Source organism: Micromonospora sp. L32 (genome assembly GCF_052068055.1).
Taxonomy (GTDB): Bacteria; Actinomycetota; Actinomycetes; order Mycobacteriales; family Micromonosporaceae; genus Micromonospora; species Micromonospora purpureochromogenes.
On the sequence record NZ_JBQHDD010000013.1, the window covers coordinates 1 to 15,913 of the forward strand.

13 protein-coding genes and 1 pseudogene are annotated in these 15,913 nt (G+C 73.6%); 11 read left to right on the plus strand and 3 right to left on the minus strand.

Going from position 1 to position 15,913, the window contains the following annotated elements; translation table 11 throughout:
- Positions 1 to 713 precede the first annotated feature (713 nt).
- Together ACTMTB_RS27745 and ACTMTB_RS27750 are read left to right on the plus strand one after the other, a co-directional pair.
- Positions 714 to 2,282, plus strand: a complete 1,569-nt coding sequence (locus ACTMTB_RS27745) for an MFS transporter (RefSeq protein WP_441149140.1) — start codon at positions 714 to 716, stop codon at positions 2,280 to 2,282.
- Positions 2,283 to 2,293: 11 nt separating this feature from the next.
- A complete protein-coding gene (locus tag ACTMTB_RS27750; protein ID WP_441149141.1) occupies positions 2,294 to 2,902 on the plus strand; it encodes a TetR/AcrR family transcriptional regulator in 609 nt (202 codons plus the stop codon).
- 4 nt (positions 2,903 to 2,906) lie between these two features.
- On the opposite strand, the gene ACTMTB_RS27755 is transcribed toward ACTMTB_RS27750, so the two are convergent.
- From ACTMTB_RS27755 to ACTMTB_RS27765, 3 genes are read right to left on the minus strand one after another with little or no spacing between them, the layout of a single operon-like run.
- On the minus strand, positions 2,907 to 4,664 hold the full coding sequence (locus ACTMTB_RS27755; protein ID WP_441149142.1) for a hypothetical protein: 1,758 nt from the start codon (positions 4,662 to 4,664) through the stop codon (positions 2,907 to 2,909).
- A 57-nt stretch (positions 4,665 to 4,721) separates the two neighbouring features.
- On the minus strand, positions 4,722 to 6,641 hold the full coding sequence (locus ACTMTB_RS27760; RefSeq protein WP_441149143.1) for a helix-turn-helix domain-containing protein: 1,920 nt from the start codon (positions 6,639 to 6,641) through the stop codon (positions 4,722 to 4,724).
- A gap of 14 nt (positions 6,642 to 6,655) precedes the next feature.
- Complete coding sequence (locus ACTMTB_RS27765; protein ID WP_441149144.1) at positions 6,656 to 7,438, minus strand: 3-hydroxybutyrate dehydrogenase; 783 nt, start codon at positions 7,436 to 7,438, stop codon at positions 6,656 to 6,658.
- A gap of 160 nt (positions 7,439 to 7,598) precedes the next feature.
- Between ACTMTB_RS27765 and ACTMTB_RS27770 the strand changes: the two genes are divergently transcribed.
- From ACTMTB_RS27770 to ACTMTB_RS27810, 9 genes and pseudogenes are all read left to right on the plus strand, one after another.
- Positions 7,599 to 7,970 carry a DUF1905 domain-containing protein gene (locus ACTMTB_RS27770; protein ID WP_441149145.1) on the plus strand — a complete coding sequence of 124 codons (372 nt, stop codon included), beginning with the start codon at positions 7,599 to 7,601 and terminating at the stop codon, positions 7,968 to 7,970.
- Between the two features lie 121 nt (positions 7,971 to 8,091).
- Positions 8,092 to 8,619, plus strand: coding sequence for a crossover junction endodeoxyribonuclease RuvC (gene ruvC, locus ACTMTB_RS27775; protein WP_441149146.1), 528 nt, complete (start codon positions 8,092 to 8,094; stop codon positions 8,617 to 8,619).
- The gene (ruvA, locus tag ACTMTB_RS27780) at positions 8,616 to 9,218 is read left to right on the plus strand and encodes a Holliday junction branch migration protein RuvA (RefSeq protein WP_210777247.1); all 603 of its coding nucleotides are present in this window, start codon (positions 8,616 to 8,618) and stop codon (positions 9,216 to 9,218) included. Before ruvC ends, ruvA begins: the two co-directional genes overlap by 4 nt.
- Positions 9,219 to 9,258: 40 nt before the next feature.
- Positions 9,259 to 9,459: pseudogene (locus ACTMTB_RS27785) on the plus strand (Holliday junction branch migration DNA helicase RuvB); the annotation flags it as partial.
- 108 nt (positions 9,460 to 9,567) lie between these two features.
- Positions 9,568 to 11,331, plus strand: coding sequence for a Holliday junction branch migration DNA helicase RuvB (gene ruvB / locus ACTMTB_RS27790; protein ID WP_441149236.1), 1,764 nt, complete (start codon positions 9,568 to 9,570; stop codon positions 11,329 to 11,331).
- A 139-nt stretch (positions 11,332 to 11,470) separates the two neighbouring features.
- A complete protein-coding gene (gene yajC, locus ACTMTB_RS27795) occupies positions 11,471 to 11,818 on the plus strand; it encodes a preprotein translocase subunit YajC (protein WP_441149147.1) in 348 nt (115 codons plus the stop codon).
- Between the two features lie 229 nt (positions 11,819 to 12,047).
- Positions 12,048 to 13,964, plus strand: coding sequence for a protein translocase subunit SecD (secD, locus tag ACTMTB_RS27800; protein WP_441149148.1), 1,917 nt, complete (start codon positions 12,048 to 12,050; stop codon positions 13,962 to 13,964).
- Position 13,965: 1 nt separating this feature from the next.
- Positions 13,966 to 15,156 (plus strand): protein translocase subunit SecF, encoded by a 1,191-nt coding sequence (gene secF / locus ACTMTB_RS27805; protein WP_441149149.1) that lies wholly within the window; start codon positions 13,966 to 13,968, stop codon positions 15,154 to 15,156.
- A gap of 93 nt (positions 15,157 to 15,249) precedes the next feature.
- A complete protein-coding gene (locus tag ACTMTB_RS27810) occupies positions 15,250 to 15,816 on the plus strand; it encodes an adenine phosphoribosyltransferase (RefSeq protein WP_179804286.1) in 567 nt (188 codons plus the stop codon).
- The last annotated feature ends 97 nt before the right edge of the window (positions 15,817 to 15,913 follow it).

The window sequence follows — 15,913 nt, forward strand, 5'->3', positions numbered from 1 at the left end:
GGGCCGGCGAAGACGCCACCGGCGAAGGCCAGACCAGCGATACCCAGAACGCTCTTCCGCAGAATGGTGGTGTTCATCAGAGTGGCTCCATTCGGGGGTTGGCGACGTGTCCAAGGGGGGTCGGACACGCGCAAGCACCACGACAAGGCGCTCAAAGATCAGGGGAAAGTCTCGTCCCGGCTGGCTTCGCGAGCGGGGGCTCACGGCGCCGGGTCCATGTGTAACGACCGGCGGCCCACCATCATTCCGGGGGCCCGGCATCCCGGGCGGCCCCATGTATCGGGCCGGGCCAGCGGGGTGCTGCTGCGATCGTCCAGGTGATGTAACGACCCCGGCCCGGCCACCATTCCACCGCCAGGGTGCCCCCGGTCACCGGATGCCTCGTCACTCGCCGACCCAGAACGGACATCCCGGGCGCACCGAGTAACCCCCGAACCGGACATCCCGCGCTGCGTGCCTGCAACCACGTCTCGCCGCGCGGTTTGCGGCGTGTCGCGGTGACGGGGGCGCGGGACAGCCCGACACGCCGCAAACCGTGCCCGAGAGCGCGAGGCCCCGGCCGGCCTTCGACATGACGCAGGGAGAGTGACGCCGGACACATACGAAACGATCCGGTTCCGTATCGAAACTCGCGCCCGTACGCTCAGGCTGGTTACGAGTCTGACTCGTATCGTAATTCACGGTACGGGCACGCCGGGGGGAGAACCGGACACATGGAACCGCACGAGAACACCGGACATCCGAGGCGGTGGGGGATCCTCGGGGTGCTGGTGATCAGCCTGCTCGTCGTCGTCCTCGACAACACCATCCTCAACGTCGCACTGCGCACCCTCGCCGACCCGGTGCACGGCCTCGGCGCCAGCCAGGGCGAGCTGGAGTGGTCGATCAACTCCTACACGCTGGTCTTCGCCGGGCTGCTGTTCACCTTCGGCGTGCTCGGTGACCGCTTCGGCCGCCGCCGCTTCCTGCTGATCGGGCTGGTGCTGTTCGGCCTGGCCTCGCTGCTGTCGGCGTACGCGCAGGATCCCGGCCAGCTGATCGCGGCCCGCGCCCTGATGGGCGTCGGCGGCGCGGCGATCATGCCGGTGACCCTGTCGATCATCTCCAACGTCTTCGACCCGCGTGAGCGGGGCCGGGCGATCGGCATCTGGGCCGGCGCGGTCGGCCTCGCCGTGGCGATCGGCCCGATCCTGGGCGGCGCCCTGCTGGAGCACTACTGGTGGGGCTCGGTCTTCCTGATCAACGTGCCGGTGGTGGCGGCCGGCGTGGTCCTGGTGGCGCTGCTGGTGCCGGAGTCCCGCGACCCCCGGCCGGGCCGGGTGGACCTGCTCGGCGTGCTGCTGTCGGTGGTGGGTCTGGTCGCGCTGACCTACGGCATCATCGACGGCGGCGAGCACGGCTTCGACCGGCCGGTGGTCTGGGCGTCCATCGTCGGCGGCCTGGCGGTGCTGGTCTGGTTCGTCGCCCACGAGCGGCGCAGTGAGCACCCGTCGCTGGACGTCCGGCTGTTCCGGGTGCCACGCTTCGCCGCGCCGGTGGCCATCGTCGGCCTGATCTTCTTCGCCGCGATGGGCGTCATGTTCTTCAGCTCGTTCTACCTCCAGCTGGTCCGTGGCTACAGCCCGCTGCAGACCGGCCTGCTCTTCCTGCCCTTCGCCGGCGCCCAGCTGATCTTCGCGCCGCGCAGCGCCGCCATGGTCCGCCAGTACGGCGGCAAGGCGGTCGCGGTGGTCGGGCTGGTGCTGACCGTGCTGGCGCTCGGCGCGTTCGCCTTCATCGACGCGAGCACGCCGATCTGGGTGGTGCTGGTGTTCTTCTTCCTCCAGGGCGCCGGGATGGCCAACATCATGCCGCCGGCCACCGAGTCGATCATGTCGGCGCTGCCCCGGGAGAAGGCGGGCGTGGGCTCGGCGGTCAGCAACACGGTGCGGCAGGTCGCCGGGGCGCTGGGCGTGGCCGTGCTCGGCTCGGTGCTCTCCGCGGTCTACCGGGAGGACATCGCCTCGGCGGTCGACGGGCTTCCCGCCCCGGCCCGCGAGGCGGCCAACGAGTCCATCTCCGGTGCGTACGCGGCGGCGGGACAGCTCGGGCCGGCGGCGCCGAAGCTGATCGCGGCGGCCAACGACTCGTTCGTCGCGGCCATGCACTGGGCGGCGGCGCTGTCCGCGGTGGTGGCCGCCCTCGGCATCCTCATCGTGCTGCGGTGGATGCCGGGCCGGGCCGCGGGAGCGCCCGCCGCCGCGCAAGTGGTGGGCGAACCGGAGTTGGCCGGAACGGCATAGGTTCGGGGATAATGTCCGACATGACTTCCACCGCTGATGCTCCGCGGTCGCCCGGGCGACCGCGGAGCGTCCGCGCGGACGAGGCCATCATCGAGGCCACCCTCGATCTGCTCGCCGAGGGCAGCACCATCGAGGCGCTGTCGATCGAGGCGATCGCCAGCCGCGCCGGGGTCGGCAAGGCCACCATCTACCGGCGCTGGCCGGGCAAGGACGCGCTGCTGCTCGACGCGCTGCGCCGGCTCAAGGGGGTCCTGCCGCAGCCGGTCGGGCACTCCGTCCGCGACGACCTGGTGCTGATTGTCGGCGCGGTCGGGCACAACATCGACCCGCGCGCCGCGAAGATCATGCCCTGTCTGGTGCCCGAGGTGAACCGCAGCCCGGACCACTTCCAGCTCTACCAGAACATCATCGAGCCGCGCCGGCAGCTGATGCGCGAGGTGCTGCGGCGCGGGATCCGCACCGGCGAGCTCCGCGCCGACCTCGACGTCGAGGTGACGATGGCGCTGCTCACCGGGCCGATGCTGATCCAGCGGATGCTGCGCTGGCATCCCGAACTGGACGACCTGATCCTGCCCCAGAAGGTCGTCGACACGGTGCTGGAGGGCATCCGGGCCCGCTGACCGCTCAGCCGTCGGCGAGCAGCGGGACCAGGTCGGTGAGGGCCGGGAAGCGCGGCCCCCGCTGCTCCGCCCCGATCGTTCGGGCGGCGGCGAACGCCCAGGCCAGCGCCGTGTCCCGGGCTGGCCCGTCGAGCCGCCGGGCCAGGTCGGTCAGCAGCCGGGTCCGGGCCACGGGGTCGCGCAGGCCGGCGGCCGTGGTGAGCGCCGCCTCGGTCGCCTCGGCGGCGTCGGCGGCGGAGAGGTACGCGGCCAGCCCGGCCAGCCCGACCGCCCGGGTGGACGGGTCCCCGATCTCCGACACCGCCCGGTACGCCCGCCGCCGCTGCGCCTCGTCCAGGTGCGGGACCAGTCCGCCCAGCGCCTCGGCCCGGTGCGCGGGCTCATAGCCCAGCGCGAGGCGTAGCGCCTGCTCGCGCCGCTCCGCGTCGACGTACGGGGCGAGGGCGGCGAGGGCGCCCTGCGGGTAGTCGTCCTCCCCGGCCAGCGCCGCCGCCCACAGCCGGGCCAGCTGCGCCGGGGTGGCGTGCGGGCCCAGCGCTCCGAGCGGGTTGAACCAGCCGTACACCGGGCTCGCCACCAGCGCGTCGACCGCCGCGGCCACCGCCGTCGCGCGCAGTTCCGCCGGCAGCGCCGGCACCAGTTCGGCCAGCGCGACGGCGCGGGTCCGGTCGTCCCGGATCGCGTGGGCCGCCGCGACGGCGGCGGGCAACCGGGCCGGCGACAGCAGCGGGAGCAGCCCGCCGAGGGCGGCGGCGGCTCCGTCCGGGTAGGGCGACGACGCCACCGCCGCCAGCGCCGCGTCCATCTGGTCCGGCGTGAGCAGCGGCAGCACCGCCGGCCAGTCGAGCCGGCCGCCCTGGGCCCCGGCGTCGAGCGCGGCGTCGACAGCGGCGCGGCGCCGCTCACCCGCCAGTGCCGTGGCCAGCCCGGTCAGCGCCGTGGCCCGCCACGTCGGGTCACCGACGCCCCGCGCGGCCGCCACGGCCGTCGCGAGCTGCTCGTCGTCCAGGTGGGGCGCCAGCCCGGCCAGCGACCGGGCCAGGCTGGGCTCGTGCTCGTCCCCGAGCGCGGTGGCCAGCACCGCGGCCCGCCGCGCGGGCAGCTGGTGCGCGGGCAGCAGGTGCAGGTGCCACCCCGGACCTTGCTCGGCGGCGGCGATCGCGTAGAGCTCGGCCCGCCCGGTGGCGTCCAGCCAGGGCGCCAGGTCGCCGACGGTGGGCAGGATCAGCGACGGGTGTGCCCGGCGCGCGGCGGCCAACGCGAACGCGGCCGCCCGGGGCCGCCGCTCGTCCGGCAGCCGGGGCAGCAGCGCGGTCACCGTGCAGGCCTGCCGCGACGCCCGGTCCAGGTGGGGCACCGCCGCCAGCGCCCGCTCCGCCTGACCGGCGTCGAGCCGGGCGGCGACGGCGACCAGCAGGTCCGCCTGCCGATCCCGGTCGGGCAGGGCCAGGGCGGCGATGAGGGCGCGCTCGACCTGCGCGTCGGTGAGCCGGTCGGCCACCTCCTCAAGACCGGGTAGACCGGGCAGGTCGAGCACCGTGGCCGCCACGTCGGCGACCGTCGGGGCCCGCCGCGAGGACGGCAGGGAAACCGGGTCCACCGCGCGCAGCACCGCGGCGAGCTCCGCCAGGGCCGCCCGGAACGCCGCGTACTCGTCGCTGCGGTCGTACTCGTCCTGCACGTCCGGGTGGTCGGCCAACCGGCACACCCGGTCGGCGGCCGTGGCGAGCCGCCGGAACGGCTCCTGGTCGGGGTCGGTCACGACGCGATCATGCCCCATGATCATCCGCCGCGCCGCCCCGTCGGGCCCCGCCCCGGATCAGCTCGCGGGCGTGCGCAGCCGGTGCAGGCGCAGCGCCAACTGCACCTCCAGCGCCCGCTCCGGCTTCTGCCAGTCCGCGCCCAGCAGCTGCCCGACCCGCTCCAGGCGCTGCGTCACCGTGTTGACGTGCACGTGCAGCTGCTCGGCCGCGCGGGCCAGGCTGCCGCCCACCCCGAAGTACGCCTCCAGCGTGCGCACCAGCGCGGTGCCGCGCCGCGCGTCGTAGTCCAGCACCGGCCCCACCGTGGCGGTCAGGAACCGGGCGACGTCCCGCTCGCCCTGGTCGCCGACCGTGCCGAGGAGCAGCCCGACGAAGCCCAGTTCGGCGGTGCTCGCCCCCTCGCCGGCCCGGCCCAGCGCGCCCAGCGCGGTGAGGCAGCGGTCCGCCTCGGTGAACGTGGCGGCCAGCGCAGTCGGCCCGCACGCCGGGCCGCTCGCCCCGGCGGTCACCGGGCGGCCGGTCACCCGGGACAGGTCCCGGGCCACCGACCGGGCGCTGCCACCGGCGTCCCGGCCGGGCAGCATCAGCACCACCCGCCCGTCGCGGGCCGCCGCCAGGCCACCGCGGGTCGAGGCGTACGTGGTGGCCCAGGAGAGCACCCGCAACCGGGCCGAGCCGGTCGCGGCGATCGCGTCGTCGCCGACCGCCACCAGCACGTGCGGGGCGTCCAGGTCGATCCCGAGCCGACGGGCCCGGCTGCGCAGCGCGTCGGTGTCCCGCAGCGGCCGGGCGATCAGGTCGTCGAGCAGCTCGCCGCGCACCCGCCCCTCGGCCTCGGCGACCGTACGCCGGAACAGCAGCAGCAGCGCGGTCACCAGCGCGGCCCGCTCCAGGATGCGCTGGTCGGCGTCGACCAGGTCGTCGTCCGGGCGCAGCACCAGCGCGCCCAGGTTCTCCGCGCCGGCGACCACGGCGGCGTACCAGAGCGGGCCCCGGCGCACGCTGCGCCCCTCGGTACGCGACGCGGCCACCGCCTCGACCATGTCCGCCCGGTCCGGCTCCTCGATCTCGCCGACCCGGGCCAGCAGCCGTCCCTCGGCGTCCAGCGCCAGCAGCGCGCCGCCCAGCACCTCGGTGACCGCCGCCGCGACGTCCTCCACCCCACCGCCGCGGAGCACCAGCGCGGTCATCCGGTCGTGGGCGGCGGCGGCCCGCTCCACCGAGCTGCTGTGCGCCCGGATGGTGGTGTTGGCCGCGGACAGTTCCTCCAGCGCCGAGCGGGTCTCGGCGAGCAGCCGCGCGGTGTCGATCGCCACCGCGGCGTGCGCGGCCAGCGACACCAGCAGGGCCACCTCCTCGCGGACGAACGGGCGGGCCGAGCGGTTCGCGGCGTAGAGCACGCCGATCGAGGTCGAGCCGAGCCGCAGCGGCACCCCGAGGATGGCCACCAGCCCCTCCTCGCCCACCCCGGCGTCGATCTCGCCGGTGTGGTGGAAGCGGTCGTCCTCCGGATAGTTCGCCGTGACGTAGGGGGCGCCGGACTGGGCCACCAGGCCGCCGAGGCCGGCGCCCATCGGGAGCCGCAGCCGCTGGAACCGGGCCGAGACCGAGCCGTCGGTGACCCGCATGTAGGTGTCGCCGCGCTCGTCGTCGTTGAGGGTCATGTAGGCGACGTCGGCGCCGAGCAGGTGCCGGGCCCGGTGCACGATGGCCCGCAGCACGTCGTCCAGGTCGCGCAGCCCGGCCAGGTCGCTGACGGTGTCGTACAGGCCGGAGAGTTCGGTCTCCCGGCGGCGGCGGCGTTCCAGCAGCGCGCGGACGCGCAGCGCCACCGTCTTGGCCTGTTCGAGTTCGGCCAGCCGGTCGGCGGGCAGCCCGGCGGCCCGGGCGGCGACCAGCGGGCCCTCGAACTCGACCGCAGCCGCCTCCCGGGCGAGCAGCTCCAGGAACTCGACCGGCGACGACATGACGCTCATTGTGCGCGGTGCCACTAGTTCGCCGTCCAGCCCCCGTCGAGGGCGATGGAGGCGCCGGTGATGAAGGCCGCCGGCGGCGAGCAGAGGTACGCCAGCAGCTCGGCGACCTCATCCGGCTCGATCAGCCGCTTGATCGCGGCCCGGGCCAGCATGATCTTCTCGATCACCTCGTCCTCGCCGATGCCGTGGCTGGCCGCCTGGTCGGCGATCTGGCTCTCCACCAGCGGGGTACGGACGTACGCCGGGTTGATGCAGTTGGCTGTCACGCCGTGCGCCGCGCCCTCCAGGGCCACGACCTTCGACAGCCCCTCCAGGGCGTGCTTGGCCGACACGTACGCCGCCTTGTACGGCGAGGCGCGCAGCCCGTGCACCGAGGAGATGTTGACGATCCGGCCCCAGCCCCGGGCGTACATGTGCGGCAGCGCCCGCCGGATGATCTGGAACGGCGCCTCCACCATCACCCGGTGCAGGTGGGAGAAGCGTTCGGTGGGGAAGTCCTGCACGGGCGCGACGTGCTGGAGCCCGGCGTTGTTGACCACGATGTCGACGTCGGCGTCGAGCCGGTCCACCGCCGCCAGGTCCGACAGGTCGACCCCCTCGGCGCGGGCGCCGGCCTCGGCGGCCACCACCTTGGCCGCCTCGAGGTTGCGGTCCACCACCAGCACCTTCGCGCCGGCCTCCGCCAGGCGCAGCGCGCAGGCCCGCCCGATGCCACTGCCACCACCGGTCACCAGGGCGCTACGACCGGAAAGGTCGACGTGTACGACGTGGGGGACCGCCACGGGTTCTGCCGTCATGGCGCAAGAAGTTACGAGCTGTGTGGCCGGCGGCACATGGGGCGGCGACACATACTCGACCGTCGGTCTGTGTGGGCGCGCCGGCACCGGCCCGGGAACGGGCGACCCGGCCCCGTCGCGTAGCGGAACTGTCGGCGGTGGGTGGCACCCTCGCCTGCGAGTGACAGCATCGAGCCGGCCACCCCTCGGCCGGCTCGGCGGACGGGAGGTGGAGATGGCGGGGCACGTGCCACCGGGCGGCCCCGACGAGGGCCCGACGGACCAGCCGGCCTTCCGGGCGACGCTGATCCGTTGGCCGGGCGCGGGCGGGTGGGTCTTCGCCCCGGTGCCCGACGCCCACGCGCCGGACGCCGCCGGCCCGTTCGGCCGGGTGCCGGTGACCGCCACCGTGGACGGCCGCACCTGGTCGACCAGCGTCTGGCGGGACCGGGCGGCCGGCTGGCTGCTGGCCGTGCCGGCGCGGATCCGCGCCGGCAAGGACGACGGCGACGTCGTCACCGTCGCCGTCGAGGTCGACCACGCCCGGACGTAGCGGCGTGGTCCGGGCCACCGCGACGCGCCGGTACGGCCGGCGTGTCCCCCGGGATGCCGGGCCGGGCCGACCAGTAGGGTGTCGAACACACGTACTGCTGGCGGCTGGGGGAGGAGGCGGCGTGCGCGTGCTCGGCGTCGACCCGGGGCTGACCCGGTGCGGAGTCGGCGTGGTCGAGGGCGTGCCGGGACGGCCCTGCAGCCTGGTCGCCTACTACGTCGTCTACACCGACCCGGCCGACGAACTGGCGCTGCGCCTGCTGCACCTGGACCGGTCGCTGACCGACCTGGTCGCCGAGCACCGGCCGGACGCCGTCGCCGTCGAACGGGTCTTCAGCCAGCACAACGTCCGCACCGTGATGGGCACCGCCCAGGCCAGCGGGATCGCCGTGCTCGCCGGGGCGCGCGCCGGACTGCCGGTGCAGACGTACACCCCGAGCGAGGTGAAGGCGGCCGTGACCGGTTCCGGTCAGGCCGACAAGCGGCAGATGACCACGATGGTCACTCGGCTGCTGCGGCTGCCCGAGCCGCCGAAACCGGCCGACGCGGCCGACGCCCTGGCCCTGGCCATCTGTCACGTGTGGCGCGGCGGCACCCGGTCGAAGCTGGCCGCCGCCGCCGACCGGGCACGACGAGGAGGAGCGCGATGATCGCCAGCGTGCGCGGCACGGTGACCGCGACCGGTCCGGACCACGCGGTGGTGGAGGTGGGCGGGATCGGCCTGGCGGTGCAGTGCGCCCCGGGCACGCTCGCCGACCTGCGCGTCGGCCAGCCGGCCCGACTCGCCACCAGCCTGGTCGTCCGGGAGGACTCGCTCACCCTCTACGGCTTCCCCGACGACGACGCCAAGCAGCTGTTCGAGCTGCTCCAGACGGCCAGCGGGGTGGGTCCGCGGCTGGCCCAGGCGGTGCTCGCCGTGCACACCCCGGACGCGGTCCGCAAGGCCATCGCCAACGCCGACACCGCCGCGCTGACCCGGGTGCCGGGCATTGGCAAGAAGGGTGCCGAACGCCTGGTCCTGGAGCTGCGCGACCGGATCGGCCCGGTGCCGGTCGGCGCCGACGGCGCGGCCGGGGTCACCGGCGGGGCCTGGCCCGAGCAGGTCCGCCAGGCGCTGGTCGGGCTGGGCTGGACGGCGGGGCAGGCCGACCAGGCGGTGGCGGCGGTGGCGGAGAGCGTCGACGGGGACACCCCGCCGGTGCCGGTCCTGCTGAAGCAGGCGATCCGACTGCTGGGCCGCACCCGATGAGCGCGCCCACCGCGCCGGCCCAGCGACCGGAGGTGGCCCGGTGACCGGCGACGGCCTGGTCTCGGCGTACGTCAACGACGCCGAACTGGACGCGGAGGCCAGCGTCCGGCCGAAGCGGCTCGCGGAGTTCATTGCCCAGCACCGGGTCCGCGACCAGCTCGACCTGCTGCTGCAGGGCGCGATGCGGCGCGGCTCCCCGCCGGACCACATCCTCCTGTCGGGGCCGCCTGGCCTCGGGAAGCCCGTGTCGGTCGACGCCCTGGTACTGCTCGAGGACGGTTCGCGGCGGCGGCTGGGGGACATCGCCGTGGGGGACCGCGTCATCACCCGCACCGGGGAAGGCGCGGTGGTGACCGCGGTCCACGAGCAGGGCGAGCTGGATTCGGTCCGGATCCGGACGGCCACCGGGCGCGAGGTGGTCGCCGCGCCGGACCACCCGTTCTGGACGCCGGACGGGTGGGTCAAGGCGGGGGACCTGACGGAGCGGGACTACGTCGCCAACGTCCTGTGTCCGGAGCTCGTCGCAGACGGCACCGAGGACGTCGACGAGTTCAAACTCGCCGGTTACCTCGTCGGGGACGGGTGCACGACCAACCAGGTGACCTTCACCGGTGGCGACGAGGCCGTGCTCGCCGACTTCCGGTCGACGTGTGACCGGCTCGGATACAGCCACGTCACGAGGCCCAACAGCGCCCGGAGTTCGCTCATCAGGATCTCCGGACTCCGACCGTGGCTGGCCGAGCACGGGCTCCTCGACAAGAACGCCTGGCAGAAGCGCGTGCCCGACTTCGTCTTCCGCGGTGACAGCTGGCAGGTCGGGGCTTTCCTGGGCGCGTACTTCGCCTGCGACGGCACGGTCAGCCGGCGCGGGCGCGACCGTTACGACCTCGTTGTCGAGTACTACAGCGTCTCGCGGGGGCTGCTCGCGGACGTGCAGCATCTCCTGCTGCGGTTGGGCATCCAGTCCCGGCTCAAGCTCAAGCGTGGTCGCTATCAGGGCCGGCCCCACGAGTCGTGGCGACTCAGCATCACCAGCCAGGACGACGTGGCGCGGTTCGTGCAGCGGGTCACGGTGATCGGCGAGCGGGGCATGCGGCTCGCCGAGTGGGCGCCACGTCGCGACCGCTTCGAAGAGCGGCTGGCGGCCGACCGGGTGGTCTCGGTCGAGCAGGCGGGCCTGCACGAGTGCCGGTGTCTGACGGTCGACGGCGACCACACCTTCACGGTGAACGACTTCGTCGTGCACAACACGACACTCGCCAATATCGTCGCCGCCGAGCTGGGCGCCGGCATCCGGGTGACCAGCGGCCCGGCCATCGAGCGGTCCGGCGACCTGGCGGCCATCCTGACCAGCCTCGCCGAGGGCGACGTGCTCTTCATCGACGAGATCCACCGGATCGCCAAGCCGGCGGAGGAGCTGCTCTACAGCGCGATGGAGGACTTCCGGGTCGACGTGGTGGTGGGCAAGGGGCCCGGCGCCACCGCGATCCCGCTGGACGTCGAGCCGTTCACCCTGGTCGGCGCGACCACCCGCTCGGGTCTGCTGACCGGGCCGATGCGGGACCGGTTCGGCTTCGTCGCGCACCTGGACTTCTACGCTCCGGCCGACCTGGAGGCGCTGCTGCACCGTTCGGCGCGGATTCTCGGCGTGCCGATCACCGACGACGGGGCGACCGAGATCGCCGGCCGCTCCCGGGGCACCCCCCGGATCGCCAACCGGCTGCTGCGCCGGGTGCGGGACTTCGCCGAGGTCCGGGCCGAGGGCGTGGTCAACCTGGAGACCGCCCGGGCCGCCCTGACCGTGTACGACGTGGACGCCCTCGGCCTGGACCGGCTGGACCGGGCGGTGCTGACCGCGCTGGTGGATTCGTTCCGGGGCGGCCCGGTCGGGCTCTCCACCCTCGCGGTGGCGGTGGGGGAGCAGCCGGACACGGTCGAGGAGGTCTGTGAGCCGTTCCTGGTCCGGGCCGGTCTGCTCGCCCGGACGCCCCGCGGGCGGGTGGCTACCGAGGCGGCCTGGCACCATCTGGGCCGTACGCCGCCAAATGGTACATTTGGTGCTGAGGCCCCTTCCGTGCCCGATCTGTTCTCCGCCGCACCGGATCAGCCGTGATGTGAACGTGATCTGTACCGCATTCGGCGTTCTCAGGTGCAGGGATTAGACTCGCCGCGGTCTGTACAGGACGTGAGAATCCGCCTCCGCTCCGGCACCCCTCGTGCCGGTTCGGAGGCCAATGGGAAGGTCACACACCGTGGTTTACGCAGCAGCGGGCGGGGGAGCCGGCGGTCTCACGCCGATCCTCATGATCGCCCTGCTCTTCGGCGTCATGTACTTCATGATGATCCGCCCGCAGCAGAAGCGGCGGCGCGAAGCCGAGGCCATGCAGTCCGCGCTGGCCCCGGGTGACGAGGTCGTCACCATCGGCGGGCTCTACGGCACGGTCACCGGTGTCAGCGACGACACCGTGCTCCTCGAGGTCGCCCCCGGCGTCCAGACCCGCTACGCCCGGCCGGCCATCGCCCGGGTGGTCAACCAGGCCGAGCGCGTCGAGTCGACCGAGCCGGTCACCGAGGAAGCGGCGGACGCCGTCAAGGAGTGAAACGTCCCGCCCGCCCTCCTGAACGGAGCGGCGGGTGGACCGTGACAACTGAACAGGTGGGTCGACGCCCGACGCCGGCACGCGCCCCCGACCGACGCCCCCGCGTCGGTGGCGGTACGTCGTGCCGATCGCCGGGTGCCGACCCTGCAGAGCACGTCGGCCCGGACCCCCGGCCCGACGTTCGCCGCCCGCACCGGCGGCGCGACCGTTACAGGGAGACAGGACAGCCGTGGCACCACCTCAGGGACAGATGCGCCCCGGGCGGCAGCTTGCCGTACTCGGGTTCATCTTCGTCGTCCTCTATCTTTTGGTGTTCTTCTCGGGCGGCGCCAAGGGCGGCTGGCAGGACCGGCTGGAGCCCCGGCTCGGCCTGGACCTGATCGGCGGCACCCGGCTGACGCTCGAGGCCACCAACAGCATCGACGGCAAGCCCCCGACCTCCGAGAACCTCGAAGAGGCGCGGCAGATCATCGAGAGCCGGGTCAACGCCTACGGCGTGGCCGAGGCCGAGGTGGTCACCGAGGGCAACCGGAACATTGTCATCTCCCTGCCCGGTCAGAACCGCGAGCTGACCGACGTCGGCACCGCGGCGGAGCTGCGCTTCCGCAAGGTGCTCAAGGCCGCGGACGGCAGCGGCGCGGCCACCGCCCCGACGGCGGCCCCGACCCCCGCCCCCTCCGGCACCGCCTCGCCGGCGCCCTCGGGCAGCGCGTCGCCGGCGCCGTCGGGCAGTGCGTCGCCGAAGGTCACCTCCTCGCCGACCGCCGGTGGCCAGGGCGGCGGCGCCCCCGCGCCGAGCGCCAGCGCCACCCCCTCCGCCCCGGCCTCGCCGAGCGCCCCGGCTGCCTCGCCGAGCGCCAGCGCCGCCCCGGTGCCGCAGAGCATCCAGGAGCAGCGCAACGCCGTCGAGAAGAAGGTGGGACCGGCGGCCTGGGCCGCCGCGAGCGCCCTGCAGGCCCCGGCCGACCTCACCGCCGACCCGTCCCTGGCGGAGAAGCTCAAGCCGTTCGGCGCGCTCTCCCCGCGGGAGATCGCGGTGCTGACGCCGCAGATGCAGTTCAACGTCCCGACCATCACCTGCGCCCAGCTGGACAAGCGGCCGGCCGCGTCGATCACGGACGAGAAGCAGCAGGCGGTCGCCTGTGAGGACGGCGCGGCCAAGTACCTGCTCGACGTGGCGAAGGTGGTCGGCACCGACGTCGACGACGCCAACGCCGTGCTCGACGAGGCCAGCGCCTGGGTGGTCAGCCTGAACTTCACCGGCGGCGGCCAGGACAAGTGGACCGAGCTGACCCGCGAGGCGTTCAACAACACCGGTGGCGCCTGCGACCAGACCGCGCTCGGCCAGGACGGCAAGTGCCGGGTGGCGGTCGTGCTGGACAACGAGATCGTCTCCTCGCCCGAGATCCAGGGCGTGCTGACCGGTGACTCGCAGATCACCGGCAACTTCACCAGCACCGAGGCCAACAAGCTGGCCAGCCAGCTCCGTTACGGCGCGCTGCCGGTGACCTTCGAGCCGCAGGAGCAGCAGAACGTCACCGCCACCCTGGGCGACAGCCACCTGCGCGCGGGCCTGCTCGCCGCGGGTATCGGCATGCTGCTGGTCATCGTCTACTCGTTCTTCTACTACCGGCTGCTCGGCTCGGTGATCTTCCTGAGCCTGGTGCTCTCGGCGGCGCTGGTCTTCGGCGCGCTGGTGGTGCTCGGCCGGCAGATCGGCTTCACCCTCACCCTCGCCGGCATCGCCGGCATGATCGTCTCCCTCGGTGTGGCGGCGGACTCCTTCGTCATCTACTTCGAGCGGCTCAAGGACGAGATCCGGGAGGGGCGCAGCCCGCGCAGCGCGGTGCCGCGGGCCTGGATCCGGGCCCGCCGGACGATCATCTCGGCGAACGCGATCACGCTGATGTCCGCCGTGGTGCTCTACGTCGTCTCGGTCGGCACGGTGAAGGGCTTCGCCTTCGCCCTCGGCCTGGCGACGGTGCTGGACCTGATCGTGGTCTTCCTCTTCCGGCACCCGATCATGACGATGTTCGCCCGTACCCGGGCGTTCCTGTCCCCGCGGGTCAGCGGTCTCGGCCGGGCCCTGCCGGCCCGGTCGGCCGAGCAGGACTCGCCCCGCACCCCGCGCGTCAAGGAGGCCTGAGATGGCTAAGAGTGGTCTCGCGAGCCGGCTCTACCGCGGTGAGGCCGGGCTCGACATCGTCGGCCGGCGCAAGCTGTGGTTCGCCGTGGCCGGTGCGCTGGTGCTGATCGCGGTGCTCAGCTTCGCGGTGCGCGGGTTCAGCCTCGGCATCGAGTTCGCCGGCGGCAACTCGTTCCAGGTGCCGGCCAGCGTCGGCACGCTGGAGCAGGCCGAGGAGAAGGTCGGCGCCGCGCTCGCGGCCGAGGGCGGCGACGCCGAGGTGGTGACCGCGCAGAAGGTCGGCAGCACCAGCGGCGAGTACTACGAGCTGCGTACCTCGCAGCTCACCCCGCAGCAGGCCACCGAGGTCAAGGCCGAGATGGCCCGGGAGTTCGGGATCAACGCCGACCAGATCAGCGGCAACCAGGTCAGCGAGGCGTGGGGCGAGCAGGTCACCTCGCGCGCCCTGCTCGGTCTGATCATCTTCGTCGCGGTGGTGGCGATCTACCTGATCCTGCGCTTCGAGTGGCGGATGGCGGTCGCCGCGATCGTCTCGCTGTTCATGAATCTCTTCCTCACCGCCGGCATCTACTCGCTGGTCGGCTTCGAGGTCACCCCGTCGACCATCATCGGCTTCCTCACGATCCTGGGCTTCGCGCTCTACGACGTGGTGGTGGTCTTCGACAAGGTGCAGGAGAACACCCGCGGCATCACCGCGAACAACAACCAGACGTACGGCGAGGCGGCCAACCTGGCGCTCAACCAGAGCCTGATGCGGTCGCTGAACACCTCGGTGGTCGCCCTGCTCCCCGTCGGTGGCCTGCTCTTCATCGGTGCCGGTCTGCTCGGCGCGGGCACCCTGAAGGACCTCGGCCTGGTGCTCTTCGTCGGTATGGCGGTGGCGTTCCTGACCTCGATCCTGCTGGCCACCCCGCTGCTGGTGCTGCTGAAGAACTACGACCCGCGGATCCAGGCGCACAACAAGCGGGTGCTGGCCCGGCGGGGTGCGATCGCCCGGGGCGAGCTGGCCCCGAAGGGCGCGCCCCGCGCGGCCGAGGGCGCCGACGAGTCGATCGACTCCGACGCGGCGGCCCTGGCCGGCACGGCGCCGAAGGTGGGCGCCCGTCCCGCCGGCAAGCGCCCGACCGGCGCCCGGGGCGGCCGTCCCAGCGGGGGCGGCGGCAACCGGCCGGGTGGCGCCAAGCGGCGCTGACCGGGCGGGGACACCCGGTAGGAATCGACCCGACGGCGTCCTTCATGCTGTGCGAGCGGCATGGAGGACGCCGTCGTCGTTGGAGGGAGCACCGTGACGGAGACCCACAGCACCGGGGTACGGGGGGACAGCGGCCCGCAGGTCGCCCGGCTGGTGGCCAGCCGGGTGCTGGACGTGCCGGACTTCCCCAAGCCCGGCGTCATGTTCAAGGACCTGATGCCGCTCTTCGCCGACGGTGCGGTGTTCCGCGAGGTGATCGACGGGATCGTCGAGTACCACGGGCGTGACTCGTTCGACATCGTGGTCGGCATCGAGGCCCGCGGCTTCGTGATCGCCGCCGCCATCGCGTACGCCACCGGGGTGGGCGTGGTGCCGGTGCGCAAGGCCGGCAAGCTGCCCCGTGCCGCGTACGCCGCCTCGTACGCGCTGGAGTACGGCGAGGCGACCCTGGAGGTGCACCAGGACGCCTTCACCGCCGGGCACCGGGTGCTGGTGGTCGACGACGTGCTGGCCACCGGTGGCACCGCCGAGGCCACCCTCGACCTGGTCGAGCGGGCCGGCGGCACGGTGGCCGGTTTCACCGTTCTGCTGGAGCTGGGCTTCCTGGAGGGCCGCAAGAAGCTCGCCGGGCGCCCGGTCCATGCCCTGCTGACCGTTTGACCCCCATGCGGTCGGACGGACGCGGTGCGGACCGTCCGGCGGAGCGGCACCGCACCCACCGTGCGGGTAGCATTGCCCTTTGCTGACCGGGCGGTTC

Bases quoted from the DNA above. Each gene is read 5' to 3' on its own strand.
- secF (WP_441149149.1), top strand. From the start codon at position 13,966: ATGGCTAAGAGTGGTCTCGCGAGCCGGCTCTACCGCGGTGAGGCCGGG.
- ruvA (WP_210777247.1), top strand. From the start codon at position 8,616: ATGATCGCCAGCGTGCGCGGCACGGTGACCGCGACCGGTCCGGACCAC.
- ACTMTB_RS27765 (WP_441149144.1), bottom strand. From the start codon at position 7,438: ATGACGGCAGAACCCGTGGCGGTCCCCCACGTCGTACACGTCGACCTT.
- ACTMTB_RS27750 (WP_441149141.1), top strand. From the start codon at position 2,294: ATGTCCGACATGACTTCCACCGCTGATGCTCCGCGGTCGCCCGGGCGA.
- ACTMTB_RS27760 (WP_441149143.1), bottom strand. From the start codon at position 6,641: ATGAGCGTCATGTCGTCGCCGGTCGAGTTCCTGGAGCTGCTCGCCCGG.
- ACTMTB_RS27745 (WP_441149140.1), top strand. From the start codon at position 714: ATGGAACCGCACGAGAACACCGGACATCCGAGGCGGTGGGGGATCCTC.